Here is an 18,069-nt window from a genome sequence, read left to right as displayed (position 1 = left end):
TATTTACAAGTTTACTCATACGGCTCTCTTATTCTCACGCCTTAAAGTACTAATTTTATAACCTTACAATTCATACTTGTAAAGTAGAATTTCTATATTTGTATTATTCTTCTCCAGAAGTAGCTGCTTCTTCACAAGCTTCACATTTTTCTGCTTCTTCCCACTTGCATGATCTTTCTACAGCCTTCTTCCAGCCTAAATATTTCATTTCTTTAAGCTCACAGGACATCTCTGGCTCAAAATGTTTGTTTACAGCCCATTTTTTAGAGATTTCTTCCCTGCTATTCCAGAATCCAACTGCTAAACCTGCTAAATATGCTGCTCCAAGTGCTGTAGTTTCTGCAACAACGGGTCTATCAACGGGTACACCTAATACATCCGATTGGAATTGCATTAAGAAATTATTAGCAACAGCTCCACCATCTACCTTAAGGGCTTGAAGATTTATACCTGAATCATCTTGCATTGCCTCAAGAACATCCCTTGTTTGATAAGCAATTGATTCCAATGTAGCTCTAATAATGTGATTTCTGTTTGCACCACGAGTAAGTCCTACTATAGTTCCTCTAGCATACATATCCCAATATGGTGCCCCAAGGCCTACAAAGGCAGGAACAACATATACGCCGTTGGTATCTTCCACTTGTTTAGCAAAATATTCACTGTCCTTAGCATCGTCAATCAATCTTAATTCATCACGCAACCATTGAACAGATGCACCAGCTACAAATATACTTCCCTCAAGGGCATACTCAACCTTGCCGTCTACTCCCCAAGCTATTGTAGTCAATAGTCCATTGTTTGATGGAACCATTTCTTCTCCAGTATTCATAAGCATAAAACAGCCTGTTCCATATGTATTCTTTGCCATACCTGGCTCATAACACGCTTGACCGAATAATGCTGCCTGTTGATCTCCTGCTATACCTGCTATAGGTATTTCTGCTCCACCAAATGTCTTTGAATCCGTATATCCATATAACTCACTTGAAGGCCTAACCTCTGGAAGCATTGCAGTCGGTATATCTAATTCTTTAAGGATTTTCTCATCCCATTTAAGTTCCTTAATATTGTATAACATAGTTCTAGACGCATTTGAGTAATCAGTCACATGTACCTTTCCCCTAGTAAGATTCCAGATTAACCAAGTATCTATATTCCCAAATAATAATTCTCCATTTTTAGCTCTTTCCCTTGCACCATCAACATTGTCAAGTATCCACTTAACTTTGGTTCCAGAGAAATAAGCATCCACAACAAGTCCTGTATTTTCTCTAATATAACCTTCTAATCCTCGTTCCTTTAATTCATCACATATCCCCGCAGTTCTTCTACACTGCCATACTATAGCATTATATATTGGCTTTCCAGTATTTTTATCCCATACAACTGTTGTTTCTCTTTGATTCGTAATTCCAATGGCTGCTATTTCTTCTGGTCTTATTCCAGCAGTTTCCAAAACTTCTCTAGCTACTCCACTTTGAGATCCCCAAATCTCCATTGCATCATGCTCTACCCAGCCAGCTTTTGGATATATTTGAGTAAATTCCTTTTGACTTGTCTTTACTATTTTGCCATCATGATCAAATATGATAGCTCTTGAGCTAGTAGTTCCTTGATCCAAGGACATAATATACTTCTTAGTCATCTTTTTATCCCCCTAATAAATGAAAATTTTTTCTATTATTTCATAAACAATATTTTGTTATTTAAAATAATCGATTTTTAATACTTTTTATCTATAGAAATCAGAAATCGCAATAAATCTTTTACATTTTATTCTCCCTAATATCCTTGAAACATTGATCATCTTAAAGAATCAAAATGTAGATTTATTAATGTATTTTATGTAATTAATGGAAGAAGTTAAGACACGATAGTACATATCCACCTATTGTTCCACCTATGAGTGCAAAAGCAGCATTTACAAGTCCATTTTTCCCACTCTCTCCTGAAGCTAAGGATGCAGCAAATAGCCCGGGTCCCGATGCCCAAGCCATATCTATCCAAGCTGGACCTGATTGTACTATAAACCCAACACCATGATTTAATGTCCATGTAGCTGCAACAATAAAGCCAGCTGCCATCCAGCCACCAATAGATCCCCAATCTTCATTCATTTTTCCCCAACACATTCTAACTAAAAATGCAAATATAAACCCACCGGTAAATGTAGTTATCACATTAGCAAAAGTCATTTATCTTATATCCCCCTTATCATATTATATCTTAATCTCTTTAAATATTTTTAAGCCTTTGCTTCAGCTTCTTGTTTTTTAGCCAAATATACTTGAAGTCTATATGCAATTAATCCACCACAGATTCCACCTATAGCAGCAACTGATAATGTTGGAAGTGAAGCTATACCAGCGTCGGCTCCATGTAAAAATACATCTCTCATAGTACCAGCCATGCCTATACCTACTGCCATATCAACCGCCGCTCCATCATTATTGATAATTCCTATATAATGATTTAAATACCACATTATTGCAATAATCATAAACCCAGCAAACCAACCGCCACCAATACCATATTCGTTTGAAAATGCACCCCAAACGCTCATAACAAACATACCAGCAATAGCCGCTCCTAAAATTGTTCCTAAATGTTTCATTCTTTACCTCCTAGCTTTTTTTATTTTAAAAAGTTGAAAATAAGGCGCTTTGACTTTTAAAAATTCACCTCCTTAATGGTTAAGTAATTATTTTTTAGTCCAAACGTTTTCCTAAGGACTGAAAAAATCACATATGCCAAATCCTTTCGTTACTTGTAGAAATGCCCACAGCACCTGCTTTAAGACATTCAATCACATCTTGCTTACGATCAATAAGACCACCTGCTATTACAGGGAGATTGGTTTGATTGCGTATTTTTGTAATCATTCGAGGTATGATCCCAGGCATAACCTCTATTGCATTTGGCTTCGTGGAGTATACAGAATCTATTCCCGTATCCAACGAAAGAGAATCTAATAAGAAAAGTCTTTGTATAGCACATATATTCATACTCTTTGCTTTTCTAACAAGGGTTCCCTTTGTAGTAATAATCCCATCGGGTCTCATCTTCTCACTAATATATTTTAATGCTACCTTATCCTTTGAAAACCCCTCAATTAAATCGATATGAACATATATATACATATTTGCTTCTTTAACTTTATCAATGATTTCTTTTAAATTATAAATACTTCCTGTAAGTAGAAAAATGCTTTGACAAGGAGATTTAATAGCTAGATCAATTTTCTCCAATTTGTTAACAGCAGCAATAATGGGCTCTTGCTCTAATTTCTCTAAAATTTTACTCTTCAATGTATCCACTCCCATATCTAACGAATTATAGATGCAGAATTGTAAACATTTACTTAAAATAAATTGCATGACTCTTACTTAGCTAAGCTACATATGGGAATATCATCCCTGATGTAATTACTTAAGCTATAAACATATTTCATGGTATAACCCCTGGAATTTTAAAACCCCCTGGGATAAATAATTTTTATAGAAAGTAATTATGCAATTTACTCAATTGATTGAATTGACTGAATTTTAATTATATGGTTTGCCATATAAATTTTTAGATATAAATAATAAGAAGCCACACAAAACACACCTATTCAAATTAGGATATTTCATGTGGCTCTCTTCCTCTCCAGCCTTTATATTCTATTGTATACATTATATTCCATTAATGTATATAAGTCAATACCTTTTTATTATTTTTTAAAATTAATGATCATTTTTTATTTAGCTGAGCAATTGCATAATTACTTTACTATAAAAACCATCTATAGATATTCCAGTTAAACAATTAATTTATACACATCAAAACTCCCTAGAAACATCGGATATTTTGAGATGTATAAATTAAGTTTAACTTTGGGAAATCTATATAGGGATTTTAGTATAGACTTTAACTTATACAAGCCCAAAATGCCCAGAACCATCGCATATTTGTCCATGTATAAGTTAAGTTATACTATGAAAACCCTATACTATAGGGATTTTAGTATAGACTTTAACTTATACAAGCCCAAAATGCCCAGAACCATTGCATATTTGTCCATGTATAAGTTAAGTTATACTACGAAAACCCTATATAGGTAGCTTTAAAATCCCAGTAGCTATACCATCATACATGCTTATATCTTAAGTAATTAAATTAAGGATGATATTCACATATTAGGTTCAGCCAAATAAGAGTTATGCAATTTCCTGAGCTACTTTATATTCTGATTAATCTTACTTAAAAACTTTAATATTGTTTTTTCTTCATTTAAGGTTATATCATTTAGAATCACATCAAAAAATTCCTTTTGACTATCTACAAGCATATTATATACCGCTTCACCTTCTTCTGTTAACGAAACCATATTCACCCTTTTATCTTCCTCGGCCTTTTCCTTTATTATGTACCCAGTTGCTACAAGCTTATTAATAATTGTAGCAATTACACCTCTATCTACCTCTGTTTCCTTTACAAGATTATAGATTGATTTTTTGCTTTCTTTTCCTATTTTCTTTATTATCAACATATCTAACAAAGATAAATCTTGATTTTTTTTTCCTATTTTAAAGCCCTTTTTATCTAAAATTAAAGCCTTATGTATTATTTTTTCCATTATTTTATTTATTTCCTTATAGTAATTTGCCACAGTACCACCTACTGATAATTGTTTTCATTGATTATAACATAAACAAATATAAATGGGCAAATAACTATTTCATTAAACAGACTATAGAAATTCCACCAAAGGCTTTAAAAAATAAAGCTATAGCTGGAGCAAGGCTATATATATGAATATAAACCTAAAAACTACACATGGCCACAGATCTACAAATAAAGGGTTTAACATATTTATAGGAGATCATAGTATAAATAAATATACATTATTTATCATTTGGAGCTTTAAAATCACCTACCCATAAAACTCTCACCATGAAATTTACAGCTGCATTTATATTAGCCCTATGGGTTTAAACAATGTCCGTAATATCTGGTGTTTTATTTTTTTTACTGCTTTCTTGTAGTTTTCAGTAGTTTTTAGTAGTCATTAATATATAGTAAATTATAATAATTTTTAAAATAATCACAATATAGATGTAGTGTTATCCATTCCTTGAATTTAATCGAATATTCTATAAAATGAATTCTATTCCCTTGACTGATTCATGTTAATAATTTATAATGAAATAAATTGTTAATAAAACTTAATATTTGTATTATACGCTCTATTAATGGCTATTGTGCAACCCATAATAGCTTGACTAATGGAACCCAGTATAATATTCACATAGTTTTCATTCTTTTATGAATAACCAATGGGAAACCCAGTAAATGAATTTCGATTATGTCAGTCATAGCTTATGCCTTTTTCTGAAAATACCATTTCACCTGTAAATTGGTTATTTTTATATGTCGTGTGGATTAAATTATCTGGGGTTTTTATTGTTTTTGATTCTTTTTTCATTTGTTTAATATCCTTTATTTCCATCATCTCATTCTAATCATCTTATTTTCAATATGAAATATATATGATGCTATAAAGGATTTAAAAAATAATATTTGAGGGGGCTTTTTAATGAAAAAAACTTTATCAATTTTGCTGATAATGATACTTGCCGTGTCATTAGTATTCGCAGGCTGTGATCAACCTGCTAAGGAAACACCGAATAAGGACAGCGGAGACCAAACTCAAAAACCTGGAGAAACACTTGAGTTAGCCTTTGCCACCGGCGGAACTTCTGGTACTTATTATCCACTTGGTGGAGCAATAGCTAATGTTTGGAACAACAAGATTGAAGGTGTTAATGTTACAATCCAGCCTGCAGGAGCTTCTGTTGAAAACATAAACAGAGTTGCATCTGGAGAGGTGGATATAGTTCTTGCTATGAATAATATAGCAGATGATGCCTTTAACGGTACTGGAAAAAGCTTCAGTAAACCTCTTAAAAACTTTAAAGCAGTTGGAGTTGTATATCCAGAGGTTATGCATGTTGTAACTACTCAAGCTTCTGGGGTTAAATCCATAGCTGATTTAAAGGGTAAAGCCATCAACCCTGGTCCTCCGGGAAGCGGTACTTATGTAACTGCAATGAAGTTATTAGAAGCCTATGGAATCGGTCCAAAGGACTATACTGCTAAACCTGGCAGCTTCTCAGATGCAGTTGCTGGTCTAAAGGATGGTACTATAGATGCTGCATTTGCAGTACTTTCATTCCCTGCATCGGCGGTTAAAGAAATAGCTACTACTAACCCTGTAAAAATCCTTTCTATAGACGGATCTGACTTTGATAAGGTTAAGGAATTAGTTCCATTTGCATCTAAGTTTAATATTACTGGCGGTGAGTACAAGGGACAGGAAACTGATGCTACAACTGTAACTCTTCAAGCCGTAATGTATGTTAAAGAAGATTTACCTGAAGACCTAGTGTACGAATTAACTAAGTCTATGTATGAAAATACAGAAGAAATAGCACAAGGCCATGCAAGAGGAAAGCAAATTAAACTTGAAAATGCCATAAGTGGTGTTACTACACCTGTTCACCCTGGAGCACAAAAATATTACGACGAAAAGGGAATTAAGTAAACTAAAGATAGGGGCTGTCTTAGAATATAATCCCTTGAGTTCAGCCCCTGGGGTGTTTCAGAATGAATGAAGTTCGAGGTTTTGAAAATTCAAGGGTTTGGCTAACTAACGTAGGTGCCAAGTCGTTGGACATTTCAAATAACGAAGAAATTCGTCATTCTGAGACACCCCCTTTTAAAATCATATGAAAAGGATTAGATTAGCATTTATATGCATTGTTATTATACTTTTAATACTCTTTTTTTATAAAATTACCTTGCTCCAGGTGTATGTAGTAGATAAAGGTCCAAATCTTAATAAAGTTTTACTTCAACTTCCCATTAAACGGGAAGAAAAATTTTCTGTTAAATGGACACATTCCGTAAGTCTAAGGCCTGTTACGGAAACCTATAAAATTGAAAATGATTTAAATATTTCTATATATGAAATGATATTTGATTCTTTTAGTGCTAACTTGCCTGCTAGTCCCGATTATAATACCATTTGGGAGTTTAATGAGGATCACATTCGTGTTTACAATTATGACGTCATATTTGATGCAGTACCTGTTGTCATAGGAAAAATCGTAGCAAATCATAAATTATGTGTGGGGGATGAAATAATACCCCTTAAGGATATTTATAAGCCGGGAGGATATGTAAAAATCAGAGTAGTAGAGAAAAGCTTGTTAAAATATATTGTTGAGGAGGCGTTAAATTAAATGAGTGAAAACAATCTAAAGCCAACACTTGATGAAGAAAAACAACAAGAACTCATGGCCAAATACGATAGAGAATTTACCTACAGAAAATTAACTGGACTTTTAGGTAAAATAGTTTTTGTATTAGCAATAGTTTGGAGTTTATGGCAGCTCTATACAGCTACCTTTGGCCTAAAACCGCCTACTATACAAAGAGGTGTACACGTTGGATTTGCCCTTGTATTAGTTTATTTACTTTATCCACTTAGAACAAGTGATAAATCAAACAAGGTTAAGTGGTATGACTATATACTATTAGCCGCATCGATTCTAGTCGTAGGCTACCATGTTCTCAACTTTGAAGATTTATTATTTAGAGCTGGGGCCTATACTCAAACCGATATGATAATTTCTATTATAGCTGTTATCTTAGTAATCGAAGCAACAAGGAGAGTTGCGGGGCCAGTACTCATAACGGTTTCTGGTACCTTCTTACTTTATGCTTTCTTTGGAAATTTTGTACCTGGTTATTTCTCCCATGGTGGATACAGTCTTCAAAGAATAGCCACCTATGCATGGATAAGTACTGAATCAATACTAGGTACCCCTATAATGGTTTCTTCTACTTTTATTTTCCTATTCCTCTTATTTGCTACCTACTTAAAAATGACGGGCATAGGAGACTGGTTAACTGATTTGGCCCTCGCCTTGGCAGGACATACTACCGGTGGTCCAGCTAAAGCTGCTATCGTTGCAAGTGCATCCCAGGGAACTATCTCTGGTAGTTCCGTTGCAAATACGGTTGGTACTGGATCAGTCACTATCCCACTTATGAAAAGTATTGGATATAGATCAGAGTTTGCAGGAGCCGTAGAAGCAGCAGCTTCTACAGGTGGGCAGTTAATGCCACCCGTTATGGGTGCAGCAGCATTTATAATGACGGAGTTTACAGATCTACCCTATGTTACAATTGCATTAGCAGCTTCAATACCAGCCCTTCTTTACTTTACAGGTATATTTATAATGGTTCACTTAGAAGCTAAGAAGAATGGTCTTGAAGGTATACCAAAAAGTCAACTTCCAAAGGCTAAAAAGCTTTTAAAGGAAAAGTGGTTTTTGGGTTTACCAATAATCGTTATAGTCTGGCTTTTAGTTAAGGGTTTTACTCCTATGCGTGCTGCTTTAGGGGGGATTGGTTCTTCATTAATAATCGGATTTATTAATTCCTATATTGATAAAGACCAGCAATTCGGTATAAAGGAAGTTATTAAGGGCTTGGAAGAGGGAGCCAGAAGCGCACTTCCCGTTGTTATGGCCTGTGCCAGTGCAGGTATAATCGTTGGTGTCGTTACCCTTACTGGACTGGGTATAAAACTTTCCCATGGTATAGTATTGCTTTCTGCAGGAAATATCTATCTTACAATGTTCTTAACTATGATAGCATCAATTATTTTAGGTATGGGTATGCCCACTACCGCTAACTATATAGTTCAAGCTACTATAGCAGCCCCTGCACTAATCAAGGTGGGAGTTCCAGTAATAGCAGCTCACCTTTTCGTATTTTATTTTGGTATAGTTGCAGATATAACACCTCCAGTAGCATTGGCAGCCTTCGCCGGCTCAGGTATCGCTGGATCTAATCCATTTAAAACCGGTGTTGAAGCTTCAAAGCTAGCCTTTGCGGCATATCTTGTTCCATATATATTTGCAACATCTCCTGTTTTGGTACTAGTTGATGCAACTCCTATAGCAGTAATTGTTGCTTTAACTACGGCTTTAATCGGTATGTTTGGTATTGCTGGGGGTGTTAGCGGATACTTCCTAAGACCGTCAAATGCCATAGAACGACTAATCCTCTTTGGTTCTGGCTTAATGCTAGTAAATCCTAGCTATATAACCAGTGGAATAGGTCTTGTTTTACTTGCAGTTATATATTTATTACAACGTTCTGAAAAGAAAAAAAGCGCTTAAAGCGCTTTTTTAGTTCCACCATGTTCCAAGTTTTTTAGGTCATTCTCCCATGTCTTTAAAAATCTTTAATCGGTATAAATAACTTTTTACTCCTCAAGAATAACCTTAATCTTGGAACTTGGAACTTATAACTTGCAACTTGCGACAACAAAGATACCCCATAGGCACTTTTTTCACTATCTATTTAATTCTAAGTCATCTATATTTAGGACTCTTAAAGAATCCTTTATCTTCTTTTCGATTGCCAATTTACCATATTTATCTACCTGACCACGATCCTTAGGTCCGTGGTGTACAGAAGCCGCTCCTCCTATACACCCCCCCGTGCAGGCCATACCCTCTATGAAATTTCCCTTTAATCTATTCACTTTAGCCATTTTTAAAGCTTTATTACATTCTGCTAATCCATCGCACATAACTGGATTAAAGTCTATATCTATTTTTTCTTCCTTAATCACGTGATTAATAGCCTCGGTCAGTCCTCCTGAACGTGCAAAAATTCTACCAAAGAAAGAAGCATTATCTAAAACTTCTTCTTCACATTCCTTTAAATCTATTTCAGCCGCATCTATCATGGAGGTAAGTTCCTCAAAGGTAATTACATAATCTGTACTTCCCCTTACCCCTTCTTCATTGATCTCCATTTTTTTAGCAGTACAGGGGCCAATAAAAACTACCTTTGCATTTTTATCCGTATTTTTAATTAATCTTGACACTGCTATCATGGGTGAAACAGCAGTTGATATATTGTCTTCCAATTCTGGATAGTTCCTTCTTATATAAGAAACAAACGCAGGACAGCAAGAGCTAGTAATCACTCCCTTTTCCCCTACCTCCTTGGCGAACTCACCGGTCTCATGGAAGGCTATAATATCTGCTCCCAATGCAGCCTCAACAACATCATGAAAGCCTAAAAGCTTAATCCCCTTTACTAATTGACCAATTTTCACATGGGTAAACTGGGTGGATATAGCCGGTGCTATAACAGCATAAACATTTGTATCACTTTCCTTTGATTCCTTTAATAGGTCTATGACATCTACTACAAAGGACTTGTCCACAATGGCTCCAAAGGGACACTTATACACACATGCGCCACATTGTACACATTTTTCGCTATCAATAACAGCCTTTTTATCGGAATCGATGTACAAAGCATCTGCTTCACAGGCTTTTCTACAGGGTCTCATAACATCAGAAATAGCATTATAGGGACAAACATTTTTACATCTACCACATTCTATACACTTATTGTTATTGATGTATGCCCTATGACCTACATAGTAAATAGCGTCAACGGGACAGGCTTCATGGCACCACTTAGCCAAGCATCCTCTACAGGCTTCCGTAACAGTATAGCGATTAATAGAACACTCATCACAGGCTATATTAATAATCTCTATATTATTTGGATTTTCCTTATCCCCGCCACTAGCTATTTTTATTCTTTCTTCTATTATTGCCCTTTCTTTATATACACAGCATCTTGTCCTAGGTTTAGGACCTGGACTGATTTTTTCAGGTATAGTATGACGGTTTTCTTCCAGAGTTCCTTCCATTGCCAATCTTGCAACTTCTTTTAAAACTTCATATTTTATTACTTGAACATCATTTTCAAATCGCCTCATAATAATTCACCCCACATCTTAAACCCAAATTATTCATTTGCACATAAACTAGAAAAATTTCTGCAAATGGTATGGGTTAAACATTTATTAGATTTACATTCTTGCCTAACTTTTTCATCAATTTTACTAGCTGATCAACAACCTTAAGTTTTATACTCAAATCAATAGGTAAGTCCGGGTTTTGATGGGCTGGATTAACAGCTTTACCAACCCAAAGATTTATGTGAGTACATTCTTCTATAAGAATCCTAGCCAATAATGAAGCTCCATCCTTTTTCGTAGGATTGTATACTGTATACTTGTCACAGGAGGAATCTGAGAAACACCTTATTTTTTCTACCGCCTTACTAAGGGTCAATACTCCTTCTGTTACTAAATCGATACCCTTTATATGGGCCGTAGGAGGCACCTCTTTATCAATATAATCTATATTAGTAACTAAATCTTCTGCCAGTTCTCTCGACGTTATTTTTGCCGCAGTTCCCCCACAGACTATTTTCTTTCCTTCACTTTTCATAAGCTCATCTATCACATATGTATCGTTATTTTGATCCTGTGGAGGCCCAGTAAATATGTTTACTATCTCTGGATGTCTAACCTTTATTGTTGCCACAGTGGTATCATCCCCAGGCTTGTTTACATATAAATTGTTACAAGCATTAACCAAACCCTTTGAAATATTTTTAGCACTTTTCATATCCTTTGATAAACGTTCCAGATATTCAGCCACATTTTCCCACTGCCAACCTAGATTTAATATTCCACCAACACCAGCATGAATAACTCCATCGCTTACTACAGTTAATACATCTTCCTTCTCCAGCATAAACTCACTTTCCTTAATCAACTTTCCATTTATATTTTTATCGGTCTTTTCAATGTTTAAAATCCTATTATTTCTTATAAAAAATATTGGTGGATTATCACATTCTACTATATATACTTTGCCATCGTTATATACTTTAACTATTGTAAATGTTGAATAGGCTAATTTTCTGACTTTACATTCAGGTAAAGTGTTTACAATCGTATCCACTGTTTCATAAATAGTAGAGCCTTCCTTTAGCATAGTTGCCGCTATTTTCGATGTTAGGGTCGCTAGTATATTAGCTTTAACCCCACTACCCAATCCATCGGCCAAAACAATTATAGTACTATTATCTGTATACACTATCTCGACCTTATCTCCACAAAGCTCTTCTCCATTTTTGTTCAAACTGTCATATGAAATATCTATAAAAAAACTCATTTAAGATCACCATCTTCTGCCAATGCTATCATTTTTAGTTTTGTAAGTGTTGTTTTAGTTTCTGCAGTAGTTTCTCCAAGTAGGCTTGCTATTTCTTGTGCTACTCTCATTTGCTTATTAATAACATTTTGAGCAGCCCTTACAGCATTTTCTTTTACCTTCTTCAATTCTTCTTTTTGCTTTTCCTCCATGGTATTATTGGACATAATAACTAGGAGAACATTTTGATCGTCTAGGTATAATATATTTTGAAAAAGAACAACTCCATAATCTAGATATGAAATCCTCTTTCCAAGTATATTCCCTTTAGTTTTTATAACCTGACCAAAATCACTGTCATCAATCAACATTGATATGGGTTTGCCTTTTATATAATCGGCCTTAACTTTAAATATTCTTTCCGCCGAGGGATTAAACTCAAGTACCTTTAATTCGCCACTAAGTACAAAAATAACATTTGGAGTATATTCAAAGGTTATATTTGCTAGGCTTTCAGATCTATTTCTCATATAGGGAAGACATATATTATGCTCTGCTTTACCCTCAAATATCCCTTGTGCCTTTTCACGGCAAGTGTCATAGCCACAGCTTCCACAATTAAGCTCATCTTCCTTTTTATATTTTCCCATTTTATTTAGTATGACTTCTATTTCTTCTTCACTTGCTTTAATTGTTTTTATGCTTTTATCAAAAAATAATTTCTTTAAGTTCATTTCCTTTGGTAAATGGAAATAATCCTCCTGGGCCAGCACTTCTTTTTTGGTTGCGTAATCCCTTACCTTCTTTTTTCTGGAATAATAGGAGCCTGAGTCCTTGGGCATTCCAGGGCCTGCTATGCACCCGCCCTTACAAATATTGATCTCTAAACAGACATTACTCAATTCTCCCTTTTCAATGCTCTCTAATATTTCCTTACACTCATTAATCCCCGATACATTTATTAATTCATACGAATGCTTATCTTCTTTAAAAAGATTTTCTATTATGCTCCCATTTAAGGGAAAGCTACTTCCTGCTTTGTAGGACTTATTATCAAAGTTGCTATTGCTTAAAGATTGTATATCTATATTTTCTTCTTTAATCCATGTTTTAAGCTCATTAAAGGTCAATACTGCGTCCACTGCGGTATCATGCTGAAAATCCCTAGCTTCAATATTTTTGCTTATACAAGGTCCAATAAATACCACAAAAACGTCACTGCCATATGACCTCTTTAAGATCTTGCCGTGGGCAATCATGGGTGAAACCACTGGGAGCATATATTTTAACATAGAAGGATAATAAATTTCTATTAGGGAATTAGCAGATGGACAGCAAGTAGTAATTATGTTTTTTCTATTTTTCTTATTAATACTTTCTTTATATAAATTTTTAACTACCTCTGCACCAATTGCCGTTTCTTCTACAATATCAAACCCGAGGTTCTTTAAAGCGGTAACAACTTGTCCAGCTTCAAGGATATCAAAAGCTCCCACAAAGGATGGAGCTATGCTTACAACAACTTTTTTCCCTTCATTCATGGCCCTTTTAACCAGATTTAAATCACTTTCAAATTTTATAGCTCCCTGGGGACATGATGTTAGACACTGTCCACAATATATACAGGTTTTATTTACCATTTCTGCTTGTTCATTTTTAATCTTTATAGACTTAACTAAACAATTTCTAAAACACTTATAGCAATTACGACAGTTTGCATTAGATATAGTTAGAGAATCCAATTTTATAACCTCCCAGCGAGATGGGCTTCAAAAAATCTATCTACTTTATCTTCACCAACTGAAACTATATTCTCATCGTTAATTCTTACTGAAACTCCCCTTGTACATTCTCCTAAGCAGAATGCTGCCTTAACTTCAATTTTATTCTCTAACTGTTTTTCTTGTATTAATTTTTTAAGATTAGTTATAACATTATATGCTCCTTTTAAATGACAGGCACTTCCTATACAAACGTTAATCTCTATCATGTACACCACACCTTTAGTAGAATTTTATTTTGATCTTTATAGTCTACACGTACAGTATACACTCTCGTTATATTTTTATCAATATGCTATTTTTTTTAATCCTAAAATGTTTTTTGTGGATTACTACCCTAGGTATTGTAGGGTACATATTTTCATACATATAAATTAAGATAAATAATTAACAAAAATATTTTTTATCCCAGATTATTCATAGAGAGTTTTAAATTTTCTATGAATAATCTGGGTTTATTCTACAATAAAAAAGGGGATGTCTCAGAATTACGAATTTCTTCGTTGTTTGAAATTCCACGGACTTGGCAGGTACGTAGGTACTAGTCAAACCCATGGGATTTCAAAAACTAAAGCTTAATTCATTCTGAAACACCCCGGGACTGAATTAAAGGGATTATCCTTTGAGACAGCCTCTTCTCTATAGAGGGTTCCGATCAAAGTCTCTACTTAAATCCCAATATATTCTTATATTGTGTTTAATTGTTCTCTTTATATTCTATTTCCTTCTTCCATGTCTCATATCTTTCAACTGCCGCCTTTACAGCAACACATATAGCTTTTTGAGATAACCCGTGGAATCTGAGCTGTATCTTATCCGTTAGTTTTTCCAATCCCTCTTCATGTATATTATGTCCTACTATTATTTCCTTTAGGAATCGCTTGGCTTCATCTGTGATTAAAGTACAGCTTGTATCCTCTATAATTCCCGTTGTAGTATTTATAACGAGACCTACACCAACTACATCACGTAGTTTTGCTGCCGAAATAGTACTGGGAAGCTTTGCATAAGAAATAAAATAAACTGTGTCATCTTTATAAACCTTATCCATATTTCCCTCCCTTAAAGCAGATTCAAAAAATAAACTAGTCATATTCCTAGTACATTTGATTCTTTTCGCCTATACTCAATCAACTACATACGGTGAGTATGACTTGACAAAGTGCCTAAAAATAATCAAAATCACTTGGTAACCTAACCTATTCATTTTTTCATATTCGCAAAATCCTATTCCTGAGTAGATTTGTAGAGATATGTAAGGGTCAATAAACTTTCAACTAAATGTACATTCTCCACTGTTACATTATCAGAAACTCTTAAATCAGTTGGTGCAAAATTCCATATTGCTTTAATACCACCGGAAACTAGTTTTTCTGCTACTTCCTGGGCACTATCCTTATTTGTACAAACGATAGCAATATCGATGTCATTATCCTTTATAAACTGTCCAACATCATCCATGTCCTTAATTTCAATATCCCTTATTTTAATACCAAAAAGCTTTGGATTAATATCAAATAGGGCTTTTACTTCAAATCCAACCTTATCAAAATTAGTGTAATTGGCAAGGGCTTGTCCTAGATTACCGGCCCCAATAATTATGGTCTTGTAAGCCTTGTCCAGTCCTAAGATTTTACCTATCTCATAATAAAGCTCTTCTACATTATATCCGTATCCTTGCTGCCCGTAGCCGCCAAAGTTATTTAAATCTTGTCTTATCTGAGATGCTGTAAATCCAATTATATCACTAAGCTCTTTTGACGAAATCCTTTTTATATCTTTTTCTAATAAATCCTTTAAGTATCTATGATACTTAGGTAATCTTCTTATTACCGCCATTGAAATCTTCGATTTTTCGTTCATACTCACAAACTCCTATTTATCAGTTTTTTTACAAAAATTATATCATTTCAATAAAAGACTGTCAATTAATTGTCAATTGTTATTTTATCTACATATAGTTATCAAAAATAATTATAACCCTATTTGTAGATATTTAATCCTTATTTTTGTATTTCTACATACATAAATTAAGTTTTGTTATGTGAACTCCATAGAGATTCAAGAAAAACTTTAATTTATACATATCAAAATTCCCTAGAAACATCGGATATTTTGCTATATATAAATTAAGATTTACCCTAAACTATATATATATGATAAAATAATTTATATGTATAGAACCACTAGGGAGGCATCAAAATGATAGCAGTTTCGTGTAGTAATATAACTAAATCCTTTGGAATAGATTTGATATTAAAGGATATTTCCTTTACCGTAAATATGGGAGATAAGGTGGGATTAATTGGTAAGAATGGAACGGGTAAATCTACCCTTTTTAAAATACTTACTGGCCAAATTCCCTATGACGAAGGAAATATATATATATCTAAAAATTTAAGTATAGGATATTTAAAGCAAGACCTAGATTTTGATACTGAAAAAAACATTTTTGAAGAATGTATGGTAGTCTTTAAAGATATAATAGAAATGGAAAAAAGAATTCGTGATCTTGAAAAGGAGATATCAGAAACAATCGATCATGAAAGCCATGAATTTAGAAATTTAATGAACCTTTACTCAAAACTACTCGATGAATTTAATAACAAAAACGGATATGGCTATAAAAGTGAGATTCGTGGTGTACTCAAGGGTCTTGGTTTTGAGGAAGATGACTTCACTAAGGAAATCAGAAAGCTCAGTGGAGGACAAAAATCTAGACTCAATATAGCCAAACTTCTTCTTAAAAAGCCTAGCATTCTACTTCTAGATGAACCCACAAACCATTTAGACATAGAGGCAATCAATTGGCTTGAAGGTTTTCTTAAAAACTACTTGGGAACTATCTTAATAATTTCCCATGATAGATACTTTTTAGATCAAGTGGTTAACAAAGTTATTGAAATTGAAAATAAGGGTATTATCGAATTTGAAGGAAGCTATACAAAATATGTTGATTATAAAAAGAATATTTATGAGCAACAAATGAAAAAATACTTAGAACAGCAAAAAGAACTAGCTAAACAGGAAGAAATGATAAGAAGGTTTAAACAGCATGGCACAGAAAAATTAGCAAACAGAGCAAAAAGTAGAGAAAAACGCCTAGAAAAAATCAATATATTGGACAAGCCTGTACTTAATAATAAGAAGACAAGAATTAAGCTTGAAACAAAGCTTAAAAGCGGTAGAGAGGTACTAAAGGTCAGGGAGTTATCTAAATCCTTTGATGATCATGCTTTATTCTCAGATATAGAATTTGATATATATAGACATGAAAAAGTGGCTTTGATTGGCCCAAATGGTGTGGGTAAAACTACTTTATTCAAAATACTACTTAAAAAATTAAATTCCGATACTGGGAATATCACTGTAGGCCATAATGTATTTATGGGGTACTATGATCAAGAGCAGGAAAACTTGAGTGATAATAATACCCTTGTAGATGAAATCTGTAATGAAAACCCCAAAATATCTATTCCAGAAGCTAGGAGCCTTTTAGCATCCTTTCTTTTTATGGGAGATGACGTTTTTAAGGATGTGGAAAATCTTAGTGGTGGAGAAAAAAGCCGATTATCTCTTTTGAAGCTTATGCTATCAAGTGATAATTTTATCTTATTAGATGAACCTACTAATCACTTAGACCTACCTTCTAAGGAAGTATTAGAGGATGCACTCTTAGAATATGATGGAACCATTTTTACCATATCCCATGATAGATATTTTCTAAATAAAGTAGCGACGAAAATACTCGAAATATCTCAAGATGGGATTAAGGAATACTTAGGGAATTATGATTATTATATAGAGAAAAAAAGCGAACTTGAAAACCCACCCGAGGATAGTGATGTAGAAACTATAACAAAAACAAAGCTTAAGGAAGAAAGAAAACGTAAAAAAATGGAAGAAGCTGAAAAGAAAAAGCATATACAGATGGTAAAGAATCTAGAAGAGGAAATATCAACCCTTGAAGCAAGACTACATGAACTAGAACATTTAATGTGCGACGAAAATATTTATACTGATCCCGCTAAAAGCAAGGATATTCATGAGGAATATGAGGCTTCAAAAATGAAATTAGAAAAGCTATATACCCTTTGGGAAGAAAAAATCTAATTTTTTTCTAGACAATTATTGAAATTTAAGTATAATAATATTAGATTCTTAATATGATAAGGTAATATAAAGAAAGAGTA

General features: G+C 33.9%; 16 protein-coding genes. 5 read left to right on the top strand and 11 right to left on the bottom strand.

Annotated elements, in window-relative coordinates:
* Positions 1 to 103: 103 nt before the first annotated feature.
* The 5 genes from glpK to N4A68_18835 form a co-directional block, all read right to left on the bottom strand.
* The gene (gene glpK / locus N4A68_18855; protein ID MCT4566360.1) at positions 104 to 1,648 is read right to left on the bottom strand and encodes a glycerol kinase GlpK; all 1,545 of its coding nucleotides are present in this window, start codon (positions 1,646 to 1,648) and stop codon (positions 104 to 106) included.
* A gap of 205 nt (positions 1,649 to 1,853) precedes the next feature.
* Entirely contained in the window at positions 1,854 to 2,198 is a 345-nt protein-coding gene (locus N4A68_18850) for a hypothetical protein (protein MCT4566359.1), read from the bottom strand.
* A gap of 50 nt (positions 2,199 to 2,248) precedes the next feature.
* Positions 2,249 to 2,617: a hypothetical protein gene (locus N4A68_18845; GenBank protein MCT4566358.1), complete on the bottom strand. Its 369-nt coding sequence runs from the start codon at positions 2,615 to 2,617 to the stop codon at positions 2,249 to 2,251.
* A gap of 127 nt (positions 2,618 to 2,744) precedes the next feature.
* On the bottom strand, positions 2,745 to 3,320 hold the full coding sequence (locus N4A68_18840) for a glycerol-3-phosphate responsive antiterminator (GenBank protein MCT4566357.1): 576 nt from the start codon (positions 3,318 to 3,320) through the stop codon (positions 2,745 to 2,747).
* 899 nt (positions 3,321 to 4,219) lie between these two features.
* The gene (locus N4A68_18835) at positions 4,220 to 4,654 is read right to left on the bottom strand and encodes a winged helix DNA-binding protein (GenBank protein ID MCT4566356.1); all 435 of its coding nucleotides are present in this window, start codon (positions 4,652 to 4,654) and stop codon (positions 4,220 to 4,222) included.
* Between the two features lie 927 nt (positions 4,655 to 5,581).
* On the opposite strand from N4A68_18835, the gene N4A68_18830 reads away from it, so the two are divergent.
* From N4A68_18830 to N4A68_18815, 4 genes are all read left to right on the top strand, one after another.
* Entirely contained in the window at positions 5,582 to 6,589 is a 1,008-nt protein-coding gene (locus N4A68_18830) for a TAXI family TRAP transporter solute-binding subunit (protein ID MCT4566355.1), read from the top strand.
* 62 nt (positions 6,590 to 6,651) lie between these two features.
* Entirely contained in the window at positions 6,652 to 6,777 is a 126-nt protein-coding gene (locus N4A68_18825; protein ID MCT4566354.1) for a hypothetical protein, read from the top strand.
* Positions 6,778 to 6,854: 77 nt separating this feature from the next.
* Positions 6,855 to 7,289, top strand: a complete 435-nt coding sequence (locus N4A68_18820; GenBank protein MCT4566353.1) for a DUF1850 domain-containing protein — start codon at positions 6,855 to 6,857, stop codon at positions 7,287 to 7,289.
* Positions 7,290 to 9,239 carry a TRAP transporter permease gene (locus N4A68_18815; GenBank protein MCT4566352.1) on the top strand — a complete coding sequence of 650 codons (1,950 nt, stop codon included), beginning with the start codon at positions 7,290 to 7,292 and terminating at the stop codon, positions 9,237 to 9,239.
* A 176-nt stretch (positions 9,240 to 9,415) separates the two neighbouring features.
* On the opposite strand, the gene N4A68_18810 is transcribed toward N4A68_18815, so the two are convergent.
* The 6 genes from N4A68_18810 to N4A68_18785 form a co-directional block, all read right to left on the bottom strand.
* Positions 9,416 to 10,867, bottom strand: a complete 1,452-nt coding sequence (locus N4A68_18810; GenBank protein MCT4566351.1) for a 4Fe-4S dicluster domain-containing protein — start codon at positions 10,865 to 10,867, stop codon at positions 9,416 to 9,418.
* 76 nt (positions 10,868 to 10,943) lie between these two features.
* Positions 10,944 to 12,116 (bottom strand): serine/threonine-protein phosphatase, encoded by a 1,173-nt coding sequence (locus N4A68_18805; protein ID MCT4566350.1) that lies wholly within the window; start codon positions 12,114 to 12,116, stop codon positions 10,944 to 10,946.
* Complete coding sequence (locus N4A68_18800) at positions 12,113 to 13,837, bottom strand: 4Fe-4S binding protein (protein MCT4566349.1); 1,725 nt, start codon at positions 13,835 to 13,837, stop codon at positions 12,113 to 12,115. Before N4A68_18800 ends, N4A68_18805 begins: the two co-directional genes overlap by 4 nt.
* Positions 13,838 to 13,839: 2 nt before the next feature.
* Positions 13,840 to 14,085, bottom strand: coding sequence for a (2Fe-2S) ferredoxin domain-containing protein (locus N4A68_18795; GenBank protein ID MCT4566348.1), 246 nt, complete (start codon positions 14,083 to 14,085; stop codon positions 13,840 to 13,842).
* A gap of 488 nt (positions 14,086 to 14,573) precedes the next feature.
* Positions 14,574 to 14,927, bottom strand: coding sequence for a DUF3870 domain-containing protein (locus tag N4A68_18790; protein MCT4566347.1), 354 nt, complete (start codon positions 14,925 to 14,927; stop codon positions 14,574 to 14,576).
* 176 nt (positions 14,928 to 15,103) lie between these two features.
* Positions 15,104 to 15,739, bottom strand: coding sequence for a redox-sensing transcriptional repressor Rex (locus tag N4A68_18785; GenBank protein MCT4566346.1), 636 nt, complete (start codon positions 15,737 to 15,739; stop codon positions 15,104 to 15,106).
* Positions 15,740 to 16,078: 339 nt separating this feature from the next.
* Between N4A68_18785 and N4A68_18780 the strand changes: the two genes are divergently transcribed.
* Positions 16,079 to 17,989 (top strand): ABC-F family ATP-binding cassette domain-containing protein, encoded by a 1,911-nt coding sequence (locus N4A68_18780; protein ID MCT4566345.1) that lies wholly within the window; start codon positions 16,079 to 16,081, stop codon positions 17,987 to 17,989.
* Positions 17,990 to 18,069 lie beyond the last annotated feature (80 nt).

This window comes from Maledivibacter sp. (assembly GCA_025210375.1).
Taxonomy (GTDB): Bacteria; Bacillota; Clostridia; order Peptostreptococcales; family Caminicellaceae; genus JAOASB01.
Note: the sequence above shows the minus strand (reverse complement) of the source record. Positions and strands in the feature narration are given on the sequence as shown.

Bases quoted from the DNA above. Each gene is read 5' to 3' on its own strand.
- N4A68_18845 (MCT4566358.1), bottom strand. From the start codon at position 2,617: ATGAAACATTTAGGAACAATTTTAGGAGCGGCTATTGCTGGTATGTTT.
- N4A68_18810 (MCT4566351.1), bottom strand. From the start codon at position 10,867: ATGAGGCGATTTGAAAATGATGTTCAAGTAATAAAATATGAAGTTTTA.
- N4A68_18825 (MCT4566354.1), top strand. From the start codon at position 6,652: ATGAATGAAGTTCGAGGTTTTGAAAATTCAAGGGTTTGGCTAACTAAC.
- N4A68_18785 (MCT4566346.1), bottom strand. From the start codon at position 15,739: ATGAACGAAAAATCGAAGATTTCAATGGCGGTAATAAGAAGATTACCT.
- N4A68_18830 (MCT4566355.1), top strand. From the start codon at position 5,582: ATGAAAAAAACTTTATCAATTTTGCTGATAATGATACTTGCCGTGTCA.
- N4A68_18795 (MCT4566348.1), bottom strand. From the start codon at position 14,085: ATGATAGAGATTAACGTTTGTATAGGAAGTGCCTGTCATTTAAAAGGA.
- glpK (MCT4566360.1), bottom strand. From the start codon at position 1,648: ATGACTAAGAAGTATATTATGTCCTTGGATCAAGGAACTACTAGCTCA.
- N4A68_18790 (MCT4566347.1), bottom strand. From the start codon at position 14,927: ATGGATAAGGTTTATAAAGATGACACAGTTTATTTTATTTCTTATGCA.
- N4A68_18850 (MCT4566359.1), bottom strand. From the start codon at position 2,198: ATGACTTTTGCTAATGTGATAACTACATTTACCGGTGGGTTTATATTT.
- N4A68_18780 (MCT4566345.1), top strand. From the start codon at position 16,079: ATGATAGCAGTTTCGTGTAGTAATATAACTAAATCCTTTGGAATAGAT.
- N4A68_18805 (MCT4566350.1), bottom strand. From the start codon at position 12,116: ATGAGTTTTTTTATAGATATTTCATATGACAGTTTGAACAAAAATGGA.
- N4A68_18815 (MCT4566352.1), top strand. From the start codon at position 7,290: ATGAGTGAAAACAATCTAAAGCCAACACTTGATGAAGAAAAACAACAA.